The sequence below is a fragment of the Mycobacterium sp. URHD0025 genome (assembly GCF_000426065.1).
In the GTDB taxonomy this organism is placed as follows: domain Bacteria; phylum Actinomycetota; class Actinomycetes; order Mycobacteriales; family Mycobacteriaceae; genus Mycobacterium.
In genome coordinates this window covers 680,040-696,494 of record NZ_AUEQ01000001.1, presented here as the reverse complement: position 1 = coordinate 696,494, position 16,455 = coordinate 680,040, and the positions used below count along the sequence as shown (strand labels likewise).

The 16,455-nt window shown below is 65.7% G+C and carries 17 protein-coding genes; 6 read left to right on the top strand and 11 right to left on the bottom strand.

All coding sequences use genetic code 11. The features are described 5' to 3' along the window. Nucleotides 1–6: 6 nt before the first annotated feature. From H977_RS0103315 to H977_RS0103290, 6 genes are all read right to left on the bottom strand, one after another. Nucleotides 7–738: a TMEM165/GDT1 family protein gene (locus H977_RS0103315; protein ID WP_029106522.1), complete on the bottom strand. Its 732-nt coding sequence runs from the start codon at nt 736–738 to the stop codon at nt 7–9. A 302-nt stretch (nt 739–1,040) separates the two neighbouring features. Next, entirely contained in the window at nt 1,041–3,416 is a 2,376-nt protein-coding gene (locus H977_RS0103310; RefSeq protein WP_029106521.1) for an ATP-binding cassette domain-containing protein, read from the bottom strand. Nucleotides 3,417–3,419: 3 nt separating this feature from the next. Further along, the gene (locus tag H977_RS0103305) at nt 3,420–3,839 is read right to left on the bottom strand and encodes a VOC family protein (RefSeq protein WP_029106520.1); all 420 of its coding nucleotides are present in this window, start codon (nt 3,837–3,839) and stop codon (nt 3,420–3,422) included. 5 nt (nt 3,840–3,844) lie between these two features. Next, a complete protein-coding gene (locus tag H977_RS0103300) occupies nt 3,845–4,279 on the bottom strand; it encodes a helix-turn-helix transcriptional regulator (protein ID WP_029106519.1) in 435 nt (144 codons plus the stop codon). A 27-nt stretch (nt 4,280–4,306) separates the two neighbouring features. Next, nucleotides 4,307–5,548 (bottom strand): PQQ-dependent sugar dehydrogenase, encoded by a 1,242-nt coding sequence (locus tag H977_RS0103295; protein ID WP_029106518.1) that lies wholly within the window; start codon nt 5,546–5,548, stop codon nt 4,307–4,309. Next, complete coding sequence (locus tag H977_RS0103290; RefSeq protein WP_029106517.1) at nt 5,526–6,245, bottom strand: pirin family protein; 720 nt, start codon at nt 6,243–6,245, stop codon at nt 5,526–5,528. The genes H977_RS0103295 and H977_RS0103290 overlap by 23 nt, the downstream gene beginning before the upstream one ends. A gap of 72 nt (nt 6,246–6,317) precedes the next feature. Here H977_RS0103290 and H977_RS0103285 point away from each other — a divergent pair, with 72 nt between their 5' ends. After that, the gene (locus H977_RS0103285) at nt 6,318–7,094 is read left to right on the top strand and encodes an SDR family NAD(P)-dependent oxidoreductase (RefSeq protein WP_029106516.1); all 777 of its coding nucleotides are present in this window, start codon (nt 6,318–6,320) and stop codon (nt 7,092–7,094) included. An 89-nt stretch (nt 7,095–7,183) separates the two neighbouring features. On the opposite strand, the gene H977_RS0103280 is transcribed toward H977_RS0103285, so the two are convergent. Next, nucleotides 7,184–8,308, bottom strand: a complete 1,125-nt coding sequence (locus tag H977_RS0103280) for an NDMA-dependent alcohol dehydrogenase (protein WP_029106515.1) — start codon at nt 8,306–8,308, stop codon at nt 7,184–7,186. A gap of 234 nt (nt 8,309–8,542) precedes the next feature. Here H977_RS0103280 and H977_RS0103275 point away from each other — a divergent pair, with 234 nt between their 5' ends. Both H977_RS0103275 and H977_RS0103270 read left to right on the top strand, forming a co-directional pair. After that, nucleotides 8,543–9,439 carry an endonuclease domain-containing protein gene (locus H977_RS0103275; protein WP_029106514.1) on the top strand — a complete coding sequence of 299 codons (897 nt, stop codon included), beginning with the start codon at nt 8,543–8,545 and terminating at the stop codon, nt 9,437–9,439. 14 nt (nt 9,440–9,453) lie between these two features. Then, complete coding sequence (locus tag H977_RS0103270) at nt 9,454–9,978, top strand: VOC family protein (RefSeq protein WP_231395854.1); 525 nt, start codon at nt 9,454–9,456, stop codon at nt 9,976–9,978. A gap of 15 nt (nt 9,979–9,993) precedes the next feature. On the opposite strand, the gene H977_RS0103265 is transcribed toward H977_RS0103270, so the two are convergent. The 4 genes from H977_RS0103265 to H977_RS0103250 form a co-directional block, all read right to left on the bottom strand. Beyond that, nucleotides 9,994–10,839 (bottom strand): LLM class F420-dependent oxidoreductase, encoded by an 846-nt coding sequence (locus H977_RS0103265; protein ID WP_029106512.1) that lies wholly within the window; start codon nt 10,837–10,839, stop codon nt 9,994–9,996. Between the two features lie 7 nt (nt 10,840–10,846). Beyond that, the gene (locus H977_RS0103260) at nt 10,847–12,166 is read right to left on the bottom strand and encodes a lipase family protein (protein WP_051288592.1); all 1,320 of its coding nucleotides are present in this window, start codon (nt 12,164–12,166) and stop codon (nt 10,847–10,849) included. 74 nt (nt 12,167–12,240) lie between these two features. Beyond that, a complete protein-coding gene (locus H977_RS0103255; RefSeq protein WP_029106510.1) occupies nt 12,241–13,173 on the bottom strand; it encodes an alpha/beta hydrolase in 933 nt (310 codons plus the stop codon). Then, nucleotides 13,170–13,628, bottom strand: coding sequence for a DUF3237 domain-containing protein (locus H977_RS0103250; protein WP_029106509.1), 459 nt, complete (start codon nt 13,626–13,628; stop codon nt 13,170–13,172). The genes H977_RS0103255 and H977_RS0103250 overlap by 4 nt, the downstream gene beginning before the upstream one ends. Nucleotides 13,629–13,869: 241 nt before the next feature. On the opposite strand from H977_RS0103250, the gene H977_RS0103245 reads away from it, so the two are divergent. From H977_RS0103245 to H977_RS0103235, 3 genes are read left to right on the top strand one after another with little or no spacing between them, the layout of a single operon-like run. Continuing rightward, nucleotides 13,870–14,430, top strand: a complete 561-nt coding sequence (locus tag H977_RS0103245) for a cupin domain-containing protein (protein ID WP_029106508.1) — start codon at nt 13,870–13,872, stop codon at nt 14,428–14,430. Between the two features lie 49 nt (nt 14,431–14,479). Next, nucleotides 14,480–15,985, top strand: a complete 1,506-nt coding sequence (locus H977_RS32425; protein WP_029106507.1) for a CoA-acylating methylmalonate-semialdehyde dehydrogenase — start codon at nt 14,480–14,482, stop codon at nt 15,983–15,985. Continuing rightward, nucleotides 15,982–16,407 carry a VOC family protein gene (locus H977_RS0103235; protein ID WP_029106506.1) on the top strand — a complete coding sequence of 142 codons (426 nt, stop codon included), beginning with the start codon at nt 15,982–15,984 and terminating at the stop codon, nt 16,405–16,407. The genes H977_RS32425 and H977_RS0103235 overlap by 4 nt, the downstream gene beginning before the upstream one ends. Nucleotides 16,408–16,455: the final 48 nt, after the last annotated feature.

Genomic DNA, 16,455 nt, shown 5'->3' with positions numbered 1-16,455 from the left:
GTTGGATCAAGACGGGATCGCACCCGGCTGATCAGAATTTGCTGGTGCGGCCGCATCCGGCTTACGCATGACTGCCGGCCGCAAACGTGTGGGGAGTGCCCGCAGGCACGCTGCGCACAGCGCTGTCACCGCAATCGCGCCCGCAGTGGTGAGCAGCACCGGGGCGGCCGGGAAGGCGGCCTCGAGCAGCATCGCGACACCGAAGATGACGAACAGGGCCGCCGCCCCGAGCTGGATCGTGCGCTCGGGCAGGTGCTTGCCCGCGATCGCGCCGACCACGATGGCCAGCGCGTCGGCGGCCACCATGCCGATGGTCGAGCCGATCCACACCCCGACCCAGTCGTTGTCGGCGGCCAGCGTGATCGTCGCCAGCATCGTCTTGTCGCCGAGTTCGGCGAGAAGAAAAGCCGAGGTGACGGTCAGGAACGCCGGTGCGGTCGAGCGCTGCGCCTTGGTCGCCTCATCGTCGGACAGCTTGTCGCCGCGCAGCGTCCACAGCCCGAAGCACACGAAGGCCACGCCGGCGAGGATGCCGAGCAGGTGGGTGGGAAGCGCCGCGCCCAGGTAGTGGCCGACGGCGACGGAGATCAGGTGCACGCCGGTGGTGGCTGCGGTGATACCGCCGAGGACGACCCACCAGCGATAGCGCAGGGCGAAGGTCATGGCCATCAACTGCGACTTGTCGCCGAGCTCGGCGACGAAGATGACAGCGAAACTCAAGGCCAGCGCAGCGAGCACGCAACAACTCCTCGGTCGTTGGCTGCCTTGGGGGCTGAAACAGATGCCTCCGGCCGGCAACCAAATGGTCTACGGCCGAAGGTCTCGCCCACCGGTTGATCGCCGGTTCGGATAACCGGGCCGTTGACGCATCGCTGCGGGGCCAGTATGTCGAATATCCGATTGGGGGCTACTCCCCTTCGTTGTCCTCCACCATACGCACCGCGGACGGGACGGCGCAAACCGTCCCGTCCGAAAGTGCTTATTCGACAATAAGTTTGGGGATCGACACGAGAAAGTTCGGGTGCCCTGACTGCGGCGGTTCAGTGACCCACATATTCGGCGAGGTGCTGGCCGGTCAGCGTGGCACGCTGGGCGACCAGATCTGCCGGGGTGCCCTCGAAGACGACGCGACCGCCGTCGTGGCCCGCGCCGGGCCCCAGGTCGATGATCCAGTCGGCATGCGCCATCACCGCCTGATGGTGCTCGATCACGATCACCGACTTTCCCGAATCCACCAGCCGGTCCAGTAGGCCGAGCAACTGCTCGACATCGGCCAGATGCAGGCCCGTGGTCGGCTCGTCGAGGACGAACGCGTCGGCCTTCTCGGCGCCGGTATCGCCGAGCCGGGCGGCGAGCTTCAGCCGCTGCCGCTCACCGCCGGACAGGGTGGTCAACGGCTGCCCGAGCGTCAGGTAGCCCAGGCCCACATCGGCCATCCTAGACAGGATCTTCTGTGCGGCAGGGACTTTCGCCTCACCCTCGGCGAAGTACCGCTCAGCCTCGCTGACCGGCATCGCCAACACCTCGGCGATATCGCGTCCGGCCAGCGTGTACTGCAGCACCGAAGCGCCGAACCGCTTGCCCTCGCACTCTTCGCACGTGGTCTCGACGGTGGCCATCACCCCGAGATCGGTGTAGATCACCCCGGCGCCGTTGCAGGCCGGACAGGCGCCTTCCGAATTGGAACTGAACAGGGCGGGTTTGACGCCGTTGGCCTTCGCGAACGCCTTACGGATCGGGTCGAGCAGCCCGGTGTAGGTCGCCGGGTTGCTGCGCCGCGACCCGCGGATCGGGCTCTGGTCGACCACCACGACTCCGTCCCGGCCGGCTACCGAGCCGTCGATCAACGAACTCTTGCCCGAGCCTGCGACACCGGTGATGACCACCAGCGCACCGAGCGGGATGTCGACGTCCACATCGCGAAGATTGTGCGTGTCGGCGCCGCGGATCTTCATGGCGCCGTTGGATTTCCGCACCGTATCCTTCAACGCGGCGCGGTAACCGAGGTGACGGCCGGTGACGGTGTCGCCGGCCCGCAGATCTTCCACGCTTCCTTCGAACACCACCTCGCCGCCTGCCGAGCCGGCGCCCGGACCCAGGTCCACGACATGGTCGGCGATCGAGATCGTCTCCGGCTTGTGCTCGACGACCAGCACGGTGTTGCCCTTGTCGCGCAGGGCCAGCAGCAGGTTGTTCATCCGGGCGATGTCGTGCGGGTGCAGACCGATCGTCGGCTCGTCGAACACGTAGGTGACGTCGGTGAGCGAGGAGCCCAGATGCCGGATCATCTTGACCCGCTGGGCTTCTCCACCGGACAGGGTGCCGGCGGGGCGGTCCAGTGACAGATAACCCAGCCCGATCTCGACGAACGAGTCCAAGGTGTGCTGCAACGCCGCCAACAGCGGGGTCACCGACTTGGCCTCGGACTTCTTCGCGAGGCCGCCCAGCCACGCGGCCAGATCGGTGATCTGCATCGCGCAGGCCTCGGCGATGTTGAGGCCGTCGACCTTCACCGACCGCGCGGTCTCCGACAGCCGGGTGCCCTCGCACTCCGGGCAGGTGGTGAACGTGACCGCGCGCTCGACGAACGACCGGATGTGCGGCTGCATGGCCTCGACGTCCTTGGACAGGAACGACTTCTGGATCTGCGGAATCAGCCCCAGGTAGGTCAGGTTGACGCCGTCGACCTTGAGCTTCGTCGCCTCCTTGTGCAGCAGCGCGTCGAGCTCCTTCTTGGTGAACTTGTTGATCGGCTTGTCCGGATCGAAGAAGCCGCAGCCCCGGAAGATGCGGCCGTACCAGCCGTCCATGCTGAAGCCGGGGATGGTCAGTGCGCCCTCGTTGAGCGACTTGGTGTCGTCGTAGAGCGCGGTCAGGTCGATGTCGTTGACCGCTCCGCGCCCTTCGCACCGCGGGCACATCCCACCCACGATGTTGAAGTCCCGGCGCTCCTTGACGGTGCGCCCACCCTTCTCGAGCGTCACCGCACCGGCCCCGCTGATCGACGCCACGTTGAACGAAAAGGCTTGCGGGGAACCGATATGCGGCTTGCCCAGCCGGCTGTAGAGGATGCGGACCATCGCCCCGGTGTCGGTGGCGGTGCCGACGGTGGAGCGCGGATCGGCACCCATCCGCTGCTGGTCGACGATGATCGCCGTGGTCAGCCCCTCCAGAACGTCGACCTCAGGGCGCGCCAGGTTCGGCATGAAACCCTGAACGAAGGCGCTGTAGGTCTCGTTGATCAGACGCTGGGATTCCGCGGCGATCGTGTCGAACACCAATGAGCTCTTGCCCGAGCCCGAGACGCCGGTGAACACCGTCAACCGGCGCTTGGGCAGCTCGATGTCGACGTCCTTGAGGTTGTTCTCCCGGGCACCGGTGACGCGGATCAGATCGTGGCTGTCGGCGGGATGCATCGGCTAGCGCGACTCCTGGATACGGACCATGTTGCCTGCGGGATCACGCAGGGCGCAGTCCCGCACACCGTATGGCTGCTCAGTGGGTTCCTGGACTACCTCGACGTCGCCGGCCTGCACTTTTTCAAAGGTACCGTCGAGATCTTTGGTGGCGAGCAGGAGCGTGCCGAAGGTGCCCTTGGCCATCATCTCGGTGATCACCCGACGCTCGTCATCGGTGAGACCGGGGGTGGCTGTGGGCGGGTACAGCACCACCGAGGTGTCGGGCTGGTTCGGCGGCCCGACCGTGATCCACCGCATCTTGTCCTTGCCGACGTCGAGGCGAACCTCGAAGCCGAGGACGTCGCGGTAGAACGCGAGGGATTCTTCGGGATCGTCGAGCGGCAGCATGCTGGAGTGGATGGTGATGTCTGCGTTTTCCATGACGGTCACGTTATGTGCAGGCCGACGGCGGGCGCTTCTCGATTCCTGATCGGTTTGGTGACCTGCTTCTCCACACAGGACGGCATGCCTTCCGTCACCCCGGCTGTCTGTTGCCGGTACGCGCTGGGCGGGATGCCGACGAGTTCGGTGAACCGGGTGCTGAATGTGCCGAGCGACGAACAACCCACCGCGAAACAGACCTCAGTGACGGACATGTCGCCGCGGCGCAGCAGCGCCATCGCGCGCTCGATACGACGCGTCATCAGATACGAATACGGTGACTCGCCGTAGGCGATCTTGAACTGCCTGCTGAGGTGTCCGGCCGACATGTTGACGCCGCGGGCAAGCGCTTCGACGTTCAGCGGCTGCGCGTACTCGCGGTCGATCCGGTCCCGCACGCGGCGCAGCAGCTTGAGATCGCTCAGCTGTTGGTCGGCCACATGGGCGATGGTACGGCTCGGTCAAGTTCAAGGCGCCAGCCGATACACCGCGCCGGCATAGTCGTCGGTGACGTACAGCGCTCCGTCCGGTCCGGCGACCGCGTCAACCGGACGGCCCCAGCGGGCGCCGTCGTCCCCCTGGAAACCTCCGGCCAGGGTCTGCTGCGGGCCCAATGTGCCGTCGCGCCAACCGAAGAACGAGACCTCTGGCGCCTGCGGTGTCTGCCGGTTCCATGAGCCGTGTACCCCGACGAGCGCTCCCGTCCCGTAGGGCTGAGGCAATTCGGCGAAGCTCATGCCCAGCGGCGCCGAATGCGCGCCCACCGTCTGCTCGACCGGTGCCAGCGCCGCACAATCCATCTTGCTGCCGTCGCCGTTGGTCTGCATGTCCCGGATGAACCCGGCGGGCGGCGCTCCGTCGGGATTGCAGTACGGCCAACCCAATTCGCGTCCCGGCATCAACTTGGCCACCGACTCGGGCGGATGGTCGTCGACATAGTCCTGCCGCACCCGGCCCTGAGGATCGGCCACGTTGTCGCGGTTGTTCACCGCCGTCCACAGTGCACCGTCCGGCGCGACGGCCAGGCCGGTGCCATTGCGCACACCTGTGGCGAACGGTGTCGCCGGACCTCCACCGGGCGGCACCCGCATGATGGTGGCCCGCGGTGGGGTGGCGCTGCGATCCTCGGCCGAGGCATTTCCGGTTGAGCCGATCGAAAAGTACACCGCGCCATCGGGTCCCACGACCACACTCTTGAGTGCGTGGGAATAGGCGCCGTGCAGTTCGGGACTCTTCGCGTCGGGCAGGCCACCGGCGACGGTGCGGCGGTTGACCGCCCGGCCGTCGACATAGTCGTAGGCGTCGACGCGGTTGCTCTCGGCCACGTACAACGTCGACCCGGCGAAGAAGAGGCCGTGCGGCTGCTCCAGCCCGTCGAGCAGCGTGCGCCGAGCGGGGCGCACCGTCAGCACCTCACCGGTGGCAGGCACCGACACCAGCAACGCCCCGTCCGGAGCGAATGCGGCCATCCTGGCCTTGGGGACCCGGGCGATCACCTCGATCGTCCAGCCGGCCGGGATCAGGGCCCGGCGAGGTTGATCGAGTGGGGACTGGGCGAGCTCGTCGGGTACGCGAAGCGGTGCGGATACCAGCCCCGTCTGCGGCGCGCTCGATGACGGCTGCGGCGTGGTGACGGAGTCTGCGCCACACGCGGCCACAGCGGCCGCGACGATTACGGCCGTTGCGCTACGCGCCGCCCAGACCCGCATTCATCTCCCAGACCAGGATCTCGGCTTCGGTGCCGGCTGTTACCTGTCCGCCTGAATCGGCGAGCCGGGCGGCGTCACCCTCGCCGAGCGGGCCGAAGCCGTCCAGCGTGACCGTGCCGCGCGCGACGAACAGGTGGAGGTAACGGGCCTGCGGTAACTCGACCGACTCACCCGTCCGCAGGCGCGCGCCGTACAGGGTGGCATTGCGGTTGTGCAGGCTCACGGCCGCGTCGAGGACGCCGGAGGCGATCGGCGTCAGCGTGGCGGCCAGCTCGATCTCCTGCTGCTGATAGCTCGGTGTCACCCCGGCAGTGTCGGGCAGCACCCACATCTGCACGAAATGCACGGGCTCAGTGTCGGATCCGTTCTTCTCGGAATGCCGCACACCGGTGCCCGCCGACATCCGCTGGGCCAGACCCGGGTAGATCACCCCGGAGTTACCCATCGAATCCTCGTGTGCCAACTGACCCGACAGCACCCACGTGACGATCTCCATGTCCCGGTGCGGGTGGGTGTCAAAGCCAGCGCCCGGCGCGACGATGTCGTCGTTGTTCACCAGCAACAGTCCGTGATGGGTGTTATCCGGGTCGTAGTAATCGGCGAAGGAGAACGAGTGCCGCGACTGCAGCCAGTCGGTCGTGCTGACGCCACGATCGGCCGCGCGCCGGATATCGACCTTGGACGTCTCCGAAGCCATGGCGCCAGCCTACCGACGGCGTCAGCTGACCAACCGGTGGATCGGGCCGGGCCGGGGCTTAGTGTGTTGGGCGTGGAACTCAACGGAGCAAGCGCCATCGTCACCGGTGGCGCATCAGGTATCGGCGCGGCGACCGCCCGCCAGTTGGCCGCCAAGGGAGCCCGCGTCGTCGTGGCTGACCTGCAGGCAGACAAGGGCGAGGCCCTCGCGCACGAGATCGGCGGCGTCTTCGTCACCGTCGACGTCACCAAGACCGAGCAGATCGAGGATGCGGTCAACACGGCCGCGGATCTCGGCCCGCTGCGTGCCCTGGTGAACTCGGCCGGCATCGGCTGGGCTCAGCGCACCATCGGCAAGGACGGCGAATTCGCCTCCGCGCACAACCTGGACGCCTACAAGAAGGTGCTGGCGATCAACCTGGTCGGCACCTTCGACTGCATCCGGCTGGCCGCCACCGCGATGAGCCGCAACGAGCTCACCGACACCGGCGAGCGCGGCGCGATCGTCAACATGACCAGCGTCGCGGCCTTCGACGGCCAGATCGGCCAGGCGGCCTACTCGTCGTCCAAGGGCGGCGTGGTCGGTCTGACCCTGCCGGTGGCCCGGGATTTGTCGGCAGTGGGTATTCGGGTGAACACCGTCGCTCCCGGACTCATCGATACCCCGATCTACGGGGAAGGCGAGGCGTCGGAGGCGTTCAAGGCCAAGCTCGGTGAGTCGGTGCTGTTCCCGCACCGCCTCGGCAAGCCCGACGAGCTGGCCTCCATGGTCGTCGAGCTGCTGACCAACTCGTACATGAACGCCGAGGTGGTCCGCGTCGACGGCGGCATCCGGATGCCACCCAAGTAATTCTCGCGAACAGACACAAAACTGCCCCTTTTCAAGCGAAAAGGGGCAGTTTTGTGTCTGCTGGGCAAGCGCTGCTCGGCAGAGAAGCGTTACCAATCAGCCTCGTCGAACTTGATGACACCGCGAATGTTGTTGCCGTCCAACATGTCCTGGTAGCCCTGGTTGATGTCTTCGAGCTTGTAGGTCCGCGTGATCATGTCGTCGATGTTGAGCAGACCCGACTTGTACAGCGCCGTCAGCCGCGGCGTCTCGACGTGCGAGCTGCCGCCACCGAAGATGTTGCCCTTCAACGTCTTCTGCAACATGGTGAACAGGAACAGGTTGAGCTTGACGTCGGCGTCCATCATCGAGCCCATACCCGTCACCACGCAGGTGCCGGTCTTGGCGGTGAGGATCATCGCCTCTTCGATGTACTCGCCCTTCATCTCGCCCACCGCGATGATGACCTTGTCGCCCATCAGGCCATGGGTGACGTCGATGACGGGCGCGATGGCCTCGGCCATCGACGGGTAGACGTGCGTGGCGCCGAACTTGATGGCCTGCTCACGCTTCCACTCGTTCGGGTCGATCGCGATGACGTGCTTGGCGCCCGAGATCACCGCACCCTGCAGGGCGCTCATGCCGATACCGCCCACGCCGACGATGACGACGGTCTCGCCGGGCTTGACGTCGGCGACGTTGGTGGCCGAACCGAAGCCCGTCGGCACCGCGCAACCCATGATGGCCGCGGACTCGAACGGGATGTCCTTGTCGATCTTGACGACAGAATCCTTGTGCACCGTCATGTACGGCGCGAAGGTGCCGAGCAGGTTCATCGGCGACACCTCACGCCCGCCGGCGTGGATCCGGTTGGTGCCGTCGGCGATGGCCTTGCCGCCGAGCAGGACCGCACCGCGGTCACACAGCGAGCGGAAGCCCTTCAGACACGGCGGACATTCACCACAGGCCGGGATGAACGCGAGGATGACGTGGTCGCCCTCCTCGATGCCGGTCACGTTCTTGCCGACCTTGGTGACCACACCCGCGCCCTCGTGGCCGCCGAGTGCGGGCAGCGCCATCGGGGTGGCTCCGGTGGTCAGGTGGTAGTCCGAGTGGCACATGCCCGCGGCGTGCATGCGGATCTGTACTTCGTCGGCGACAGGATCGCCGAGGTCGATCTCGTCGACCTGGAATGGCGAGTTGAGTTCCCACAGCAGGGCGCCTTTGGTCTTCATGAGAGGCGATAATAGAACAGGTTGCAATACCGTCGAGTAACTGGCCTTTGACCTGCGGTGATCGAGGCTTGATTTCGTTGTCCAGCGGCTAGTTGTGACACGCGTCGAGTGGAATCGTGTGCCTCAAGTGGCCACTCGACGGGTGCGTATCCACAGGTCGCGTTGATCCACAGTGGGTCCGTCATCGCTGCGGGGTTGATCGTGCGCGTCGGGTCGCGCCGTGACGGTGCATGCATGGCCAGACCATTTGTGGGGACCGAGGCATTGCGCGCGGGCAGGGTGACCAGGCGAACGTTGGTGAGCCGCTACGACGCCGTCTACCGCAACGTCTACGTCTGCAAGGGCACTGAGATGACGGCATCCACTCGAGCGGTCGCGGCCTGGCTGTGGTCGGGGCGGCAGGCAACCATGGCCGGACTGTCCGCCGCTGCCCTGTACGGCACCCGGTGGATCGAAACTGGTGAACCCGCCGAGTTGTATCGGCGCAACGGTAAGCCGGTCGACGGCATTCTCATCCACCGCGACGAGTTGGCCGGCGACGAGACGCGTCTCGTCGCCGGAATCGCGACGACAACTCCGGCGCGTACCGCTTTTGATCTGGGGCGCCGCGGTGACAGGGCTCAAGCCGTCACCAGGTTGGACGCCCTCGCTCAAGCGACGGATGTATGTGCGGCCGACGTCCTTCCGCTGGTCGAGCGACATCGCGGCGTGAGAGGGTTGGTCCAGTTGCGTGAGGTGCTCGATCTGATGGATGACGGCGCCGAATCTCCGCAAGAAACGCGCACTCGGCTGCTTCTGGTCGACGCCGGATTGCCCAGGCCGAAGTCGCAGATCGTCGTTGTCGGGGACTTCGTCGGCCGCAAACATGCGCGAATCGACATGGGATACGACGAGTTCAAGGTGGGCGTGGAGTACGAGGGCGCCCAGCACTGGACCGACCCAGCCGTGCGGGCCAATGACATCGACCGCTACGCCGAACTGGCTGCGCAGGGATGGATCATCATCCGAGTCAGCTCGGACATGCTGCGGTATCGGCCGCACACCATCGTCGCCCGTACATGCGAGGCTTTGCGGATTCGTGGTGCCCAATGGCCAGTTATCGCACGCGTTTTGGGTGATCGTGTGGCATAAGTGGCCACTCGGCGATGAGTTTCTGGCCCACTGCGGGTCTGCACACCATGACCCACATCACCGCAAGCATCGTCCCGAACCTCTGGTTCGACCGAGAGGCCGAGCAGGCCGCACAGCACTACATCGCCGCGTTCGGCGGCAACGGCCGCATCGTCAACACCATCGCCTCGCATCCCGAGTCACCATCTCCGCAGGATGTCCCGGTGGTGGTCGAATTCGAGCTGGCCGGCCAGCACTTCGTCGGCATCAACGGCGGCCCTCAGTTCACCTTCACCGAGGCCGTCTCCCTTGAAGTGCGTGTCACCGGTCAGGAGCAGCTCGATCAGATCTGGGCCGCGCTGGTCGAGGGCGGCGAAGAACTGCCCTGCGGCTGGCTCAAGGACAAATACGGGCTGGCCTGGCAGATCACCCCGACCGAGTATTACGACCTGCTGGCCAAGGGAAACCCCGCCGGCGACGCCCGCCTGATGTCGGCAGTGCTGAGCACCGTGGGCAAATTCGATATCGCCGCACTGCAGGCGGCCTACCACGGGGCATAGGCCACGGCCGCGGGCTCAGCGGAGGCCGAGCGGTCCGGCCAGCTCGGCAAGTGCAGGAACCAACTTGTCAGGTCCGGTCAGGACCTGCACGGCCACGTGGTTCGCCCCGGCGGCCAGATGCTCCTTGAGCCTGGCCGCGACGGCATCGGTGCTGCCGTACGCGACGAGGGCGTCGATCAGCGCGTCGCTTCCGGGCGCGGCGACGTCGGTGTCGGTGAACCCCAACCGCTTCCAGTTGTTCACGTAGTTGGTCCCTTTGAGGTAAACCTCGAGGTGGTCCCGCCCGACCGCCCGTGCCTGCGCGGCGTCGGTGGTCAGTACCACCTTGTGTTCCGGCGCGATGAACGCATCCGGTCCGACGAGATCACGCGCCCGGGCAGTGTGCTCCGGGGTGGTCAGATAGGGATGGGCTCCCGCGCTCCGGCGTGCGGCCATTTTGAGCACCTGTGGGCCGAGTGCGGCGACCACGCGCCGATCCTTGGGCACCCCGTACTCGTCGAGCTTGTCCAGGTATTCGGTGAGCGCGTGGTAGGGCTTCTTGTACTCGGCAACCAGCTCGGGGTGCCCGGCTCCGATCCCGAGCAGGAACCGCCCGGGATGGGCCGCGTCGATGCGGTGGAACGACTCCGCGACCGGACCGGCTGCGGACGCCCAGATGTTGACGATGCCCGTTGCCACCTTCAGATTTTCCGTCGCTTCCAAGACCGACTCGACCCAGTCGAGGTCGGCCGGCGGCGAGCCGCCTCCCCAGATCGCGCCGTAGCCGAGCGCTTCGATGTCCCTCAGTTGCGCGGCGGTCGTGTGTTTCCACTGCTCGAACAGCCCGAAAACACCGAAGGTGCCGAGAGTCGGGTTCGTCATGGCTCGGTCAACCTGCCTTGCTGCAGTTTGGTGTGGTGGGCACGCCGTTGAAGCGGTCGGCGATCCAGGCCATGCTCCGCTCGCCGTCGACGAAGGCGGTCAGGAGTGCGTTCATATCCGTCTTGTTCAGGAACGGTGGTTGCTCGTTGGTCCACAACGTCACGTCGGCTCCGAGCGCGCACCAATCTCTCGCGGTTGCCACGACCGACTCATACGGCGCGAAGGAGTCCCACCGATTGTGTGAAAGATACACCGGTCCAGTGGGTTTCACGTTCCCGATTCGCTGCATCGCCAGAATCGAGCTGAGCGGCTCCTCCCGCACCGATTGATAGAGGTCCTTCTTGAACCATGGCTGCAGATGCCGGAACGCGTAGTTGACGCCGGTCTGGATCATGCACTGCCGGCTGGTGTTGGCCAGCATCTCCAGACCGCGCGGGGTGAGCGAATCGGCAATCGGTTGGGTCATATCGGGATACGCCTCTTGAATCCCTCGTAGCACCCACCCGAGGGATCCGGCGAGCTGGTTCCCGTCGAGGGGCGGCAGCATGCTGGGCAGATCGGTCGTCGCGCCGTTGGCATAGGTTCCGACGACGTTGAGCTCGGGTGCGTACGCGCCGGCCACCTCGGCCGCTGCCAACGCGGAATGTCCGCCGCCGGCCAACCAGCCCCAGAAGGCCACGGGCCCATGCGGATCCAGCGTGGTGTCGGGCAGTTTCATCGCTGCCCGCGCGGCGTCGTTGAGTGCCGCCCCGCCTGCCACCCGGTTCAGGAACTGTGGCGCCATCTGACCGTGCACTCCGAGTCCGACACCGTCGGTGACGACTATGGCGAAGCCCCGCGCCAGCAGAGTCGCGATGAACCCTTCCTCGAGATTGAACATCAGGTCGAAACCCGTGTCCAAAGAGGCGTGGATGCCTTGGTCGAACAGGCGAGAGGGAGCGCACTGCTCTCCCATTCCGTACGGGGCTGTGGCGTAGGCGAGCAACGGGCGCGGTCCACTGCCGGGCCAGGGCACGTGAGGTTCGATATAGGTGCCCGTGACCGCCACGGGGTGCCCCTGAGCGTCGGTGCTGCGATACATGATTCGCGTTCCGGTACCCACGAATGAGCCCAGTTGTCCGGAAGGCTCGAGAACCAGCCTGGAAGGCTCAGTTCGGATGAGATCACCCGGTACGCCCGCGGGTAGGGGATCCGGCGGAGTGTAGAACGCCAGATACCGCGATTCGTCAGCCCGAGCAACCGGCGCATCCACCGAAAACGGTGCTGACGCAATGACACACAGGGCGAGGATCACCGCCCTCGTCCAGATTCGCGGACAGGGAATCATCGTTGGTTTCCTTTGGTTGGACTGGTGGCACGACGGATGGTTGGTGCGGTCGGGCGTGCACGCCCTCGCGTCGACTAACCGAGCAACGCGGCGAGTTCCCTCGCGAATATGGTGATGGCGTGATCGCCGGCGTCGAGTACTCCCGCCAGCAATGGGAAGCTGTGCGGCATGCCCTCGTACTCGTGGGCGCGAACTTTGACGCCGGCCACAGCAAGCCTTTCCCCGTAGCGGTCTGCATCGCCGGCAACGGGATCGACCTGGGCACTGACGATCACAGCCGGCGGGGCGCCTGCGAGATCCTGCGTCAGCAGCGGTGAGGCGAGGCTCGAACGACGGTCGCCGATATCGGGTACGTACATGTCGTAAGCCCATTCGAGCGCGGCCCGCGTGAGAAATGGACCATCCCTGTACCGTTCGACCGAGTCGCTGCTCATGGTGGCATCGAGTGCGGGACACAGCAGTCCTTGCGCCCTGACCGAAGGACCTTGGTCGCGAGAGGAAAGCGCAACGCTTGCCGCAAGCGCGCCGCCGGAGGAATCGCCGGCGACTGCCAGAGCCTCGGCGTCGATACCCAGACGTTCGGAATGCTCACTCACCCAGGAGAATGCATCGGCGGCGTCGTGGTGAGCGCAGGGAAACCGGTCTTCCGGTGCCAGGCGGTATGCGACGGAGATGACGACGAGTTCACCCCGCGCACAGAGCTTTCGACAGAGCCGATCGTGGGTGTCCAGGCTTCCGCGTACGAATGCCCCGCCGTGCAGATAGACAACGGCCGGTAGTGCGACGCCGGCAACTGGAGGGTGGTAGCTGCGTGCCGCGATCGACCCATGACGGACTGGGATCATGAAATCAGCTACAGTACAGCCTGTTTCGATGTCACCCGCCAACGAGATCAGTTTCTCGCCGGCCTCCCGGTAGGCGGCGATCGGCATCTCCCATGGCTGTGTAGCAGGACGATCTGACAGGGCCTGCAACAGCTGCTGGACCTGCGCGTGCAGCACACTCATGCGGCGACTCGGAAGACTTGGAATTCGACGGTGGGTCCGGGTTGGATGCGGCCTTGGCCGACGAAGATGGTTTGGTTCACCCAGGTGTATCTGGGGTCTCCGGATTCCAGGCGTGGGGTGGTGATGAAGTAGTGGTCGCCGAAGTCGGTGCCGGTGGTGGCGCCGCCGAGTGCGGTTGCGGCGGCTTCGGTGACTTCGACCAGGCCTTGGTAGCTCATGTAGATGACGGCGCCGTCGTCGGTGTAGAACTGGGCGCGTACATCGAGGCGGCCGTAGCCGTCTTCGCCGGCCAGTAGCCAGTCTCCGCCGCCGGGGGCGGCGGTTCCGCTGAATCGGTTTCCGGTGACTTTGCCGCCGGTGACGGCGAGGACCTGGCGTAGTCCGTAGGGTCCCGGTCCGACGATCTGGGGTTCGGCGAGTTCTGCGGTGTAAGTGAACTCCGGCTCCAATTTCATTGATGGACCTCCATTTTCGAGCGGGCCGGCTTCCAGGCCCGCGGTCGATCCGAGCGTGCACTATGCGTTGGTGATAGTCAACACATTGTCGAATTTCCGTTGACGGTGATACGGGAGCAATCGGTCGCACAAAGTGGACACACTGTTGACTAGTATCGACTGTGAGTCTAATCTCAATCTCGCCAAGGCCGTGACCCCGAACACCGGCGCACGGCGTCACAACCACAAACAGAGGATTGACATGGCCACGAGATCGGACGTCGACCAGATCCAACCGTCGACTTCACGCGATGGAGAGAGCTACGTCTCCCACCGTGAGGACATCCACTTCAACATGACCGGTGACTTCATGACGGGCGTGGATTTCTGGATCCACGCGACCGGTGAGACCACCAGCGGCCAGCTGATCGTCATCGAGACCAATTGGGTGCGCGGCACCGAACCGGTCTGGCACATCCATCATCGGGAAGAAGAGGGCTTCTTCGTGATGGACGGTGAAATCAAGATTCACACCGAGGCCGGTTCGTACAACGCCAAAAAGGGCCAGTTCGTCTGGGGGCGCAAGGATCAGCGGCACACCTATGAGGTGGTCGGTGACGAAGCCCGGATTCTCGTGGTGTTCGTGCCCGGGCCCGACAGTAAGGGTTTCGAGCCCAACGGCGGTATCGACAAGTACTTCTACGAAGCGCGAGATCGTGAGCTCCGGACGCCCGAGCAGCTGCAGGCCGAGGTCGAGAACCTGAAGGTCAACTACGGCCTGGAGATGTTCCCCGAAATTCCGCATCCCCGCGAGAACGCGTGAGCGTGGTTGTCGTTTCGGATATTTGGCTCTACTGACCATTGGAGTTGCTGTGACCATCGATGTATCTCTTGACACCGTGCCGCATTGGATCGGCGGCGCGGCCGTCTCCTCGACGGAGAGGCCGCGAGCCGAGATCCATGACCCCGCTACGGGGAGCGTGATCGGGGCAGTCGTGTTGGGCGGTGCCGATGCCGTCGACGAAGCGGTGGCCAGTGCGCGAGCAGCGGCGGTGGCCTGGGCCGATACGCCCAGCCCCGCCCGCGCGGCGGTACTGCATCGCTTCCGGGTGTTGCTGCACGAGCAGGTGGACGACTTGGCGTCGATCATCACCGCCGAACAGGGCAAGACGCTTGCAGATGCCCGAGGAGAATTGGCGCGCTCGATCGAAGCCGTCGACGTCTCCCTTTCGGTGGTGCAGCAACTCAAGGGCGAGTACGCCGAGCAGGTTGCCAATGGGGTCGATACGTACTCCTTCCGGCAACCGCTCGGTGTGTGCGCCGGCATCACCCCGTTCAACTTTCCGGCCATGGTGCCGGTGTCGATGTTCGCCGCCGCCATTGCGTGCGGGAACGCGTTCGTGCTCAAGCCAAGTGAACAGGTGCCGTCGGCATCGGTGCGGTTGGCGCAGATCGCGAGCGAGGCGGGATTGCCCGACGGCGTGCTCAACGTCGTGCACGGCGGTGTCGAGGCGGCCGAGGCGCTCATCGACCACCCCGACGTCGCGGCGGTGTCCTTCGTCGGGTCTACCCCGGTCGCACGCGCGATCTACCGGCGCTCGGCCGAGGCCGGCAAGAAGGTGCAGGCCCTCGGGGGCGCCAAGAACCACCTGGTGGTGATGCCCGACGCAGACCTCGATGCCGCGGCCGATGCGCTGGTGTCGGCGGCCTACGGGGCCGCGGGTCAGCGCTGCATGGCCGTGACGGTCGCGGTAGCGGTCGGTTCGGCAGCAGATGCGTTGGTGGACAAGGTTGCCGAGCGTGCCAACGCGTTCACGGTGGGCCCGGGCGCGGTGTCGGGTACCGACATGGGGCCGTTGATCTCAGAGGGCGCACTCGATCGGGTCCGTGGGGCGCTGGAACGCTCCGTCGAGCAAGGCGGCCGCCTGGTCGTCGACGGCCGTGAACGGACAGCTCCGGGAGCCGGTTACTTCATCGGCCCCAGCCTCGTCGACCGCGTCAGCGTTGAGAGCGATCTCTACCGCGACGAAGTGTTCGGTCCGGTCTTGAGCGTGCTGCGGGCCGAGGATCTCGAGGAGGCGCTGCAGATCGTCAACGACAATCCCTATGGGAACGGCGCAATCATCTTCACCGGCAGCGGCACAGCTGCGCGTCGATTCAGCCGGGGTGTACTGGCCGGCAGCGTAGGGATCAACGTGCCCATCCCCGTGCCGATCTCCTGGTTCGGCTTCGGCGGATGGGGAGACTCGCGCTTCGGGGACGACGGGCTCAACTACGACGGCTATCGCTTCTACACCAGGTCCAAAGTCATCACTCAGCGTTGGACCGAGCCCCGGCCCGGTCTGGCTCCGCACTTCGTCGCGGCGGGCAGCCAGTGACCTCGGCACCCGCCGCCGGCCTCCCTCGACTTGACCATGTCGGCATCCTGGTGCGCGATCTGGACTCGGCACTCACGCACTGGTCCAATCGGTTTGGGATCGAGGTCGCTCGCGCGGTCGACGTTCCGGCCATGAGCATCAGCGCGGCGTTCCTCAACGTCGGCGGCGCAGAGGTCGAGCTGTACACCCTGCACGACCTGGACGCGCTTGACGTAGCCCTCGACGGAGCACCGGCGAAACTCGACCACGTAGCACTACGGCTACACCGCGCCGACGGTCCCGAACTCGCGGGCTGCGCCATCCGCGGGCCTGGGCGCGCGGAGCCGATCGACGCACCGATTCTGATGGGAGACGCCACCCATGTCTGGACCGAGCCCCCCGGCATCGATGTTCTTCTCCAGCTGATCCGGCCGAGCGAGTGAGGTCGCGATCTATATCCGGTGCACCACAGGCGGTCTCGCCAGCAGGCC

Excerpts from the sequence above, each read along its gene's own strand:
- H977_RS0103280 (WP_029106515.1), bottom strand. The coding sequence starts at position 8,308 with ATGAAGACCAAAGGCGCCCTGCTGTGGGAACTCAACTCGCCATTCCAG.
- H977_RS0103250 (WP_029106509.1), bottom strand. The coding sequence starts at position 13,628 with ATGAAATTGGAGCCGGAGTTCACTTACACCGCAGAACTCGCCGAACCC.
- H977_RS0103245 (WP_029106508.1), top strand. The coding sequence starts at position 13,870 with ATGGCCACGAGATCGGACGTCGACCAGATCCAACCGTCGACTTCACGC.
- H977_RS0103260 (WP_051288592.1), bottom strand. The coding sequence starts at position 12,166 with ATGATTCCCTGTCCGCGAATCTGGACGAGGGCGGTGATCCTCGCCCTG.
- H977_RS0103275 (WP_029106514.1), top strand. The coding sequence starts at position 8,543 with ATGGCCAGACCATTTGTGGGGACCGAGGCATTGCGCGCGGGCAGGGTG.
- H977_RS0103295 (WP_029106518.1), bottom strand. The coding sequence starts at position 5,548 with ATGCGGGTCTGGGCGGCGCGTAGCGCAACGGCCGTAATCGTCGCGGCC.
- H977_RS0103270 (WP_231395854.1), top strand. The coding sequence starts at position 9,454 with ATGAGTTTCTGGCCCACTGCGGGTCTGCACACCATGACCCACATCACC.
- H977_RS0103305 (WP_029106520.1), bottom strand. The coding sequence starts at position 3,839 with ATGGAAAACGCAGACATCACCATCCACTCCAGCATGCTGCCGCTCGAC.
- H977_RS0103255 (WP_029106510.1), bottom strand. The coding sequence starts at position 13,173 with ATGAGTGTGCTGCACGCGCAGGTCCAGCAGCTGTTGCAGGCCCTGTCA.
- H977_RS0103310 (WP_029106521.1), bottom strand. The coding sequence starts at position 3,416 with ATGCATCCCGCCGACAGCCACGATCTGATCCGCGTCACCGGTGCCCGG.
- H977_RS0103290 (WP_029106517.1), bottom strand. The coding sequence starts at position 6,245 with ATGGCTTCGGAGACGTCCAAGGTCGATATCCGGCGCGCGGCCGATCGT.
- H977_RS0103265 (WP_029106512.1), bottom strand. The coding sequence starts at position 10,839 with ATGACGAACCCGACTCTCGGCACCTTCGGTGTTTTCGGGCTGTTCGAG.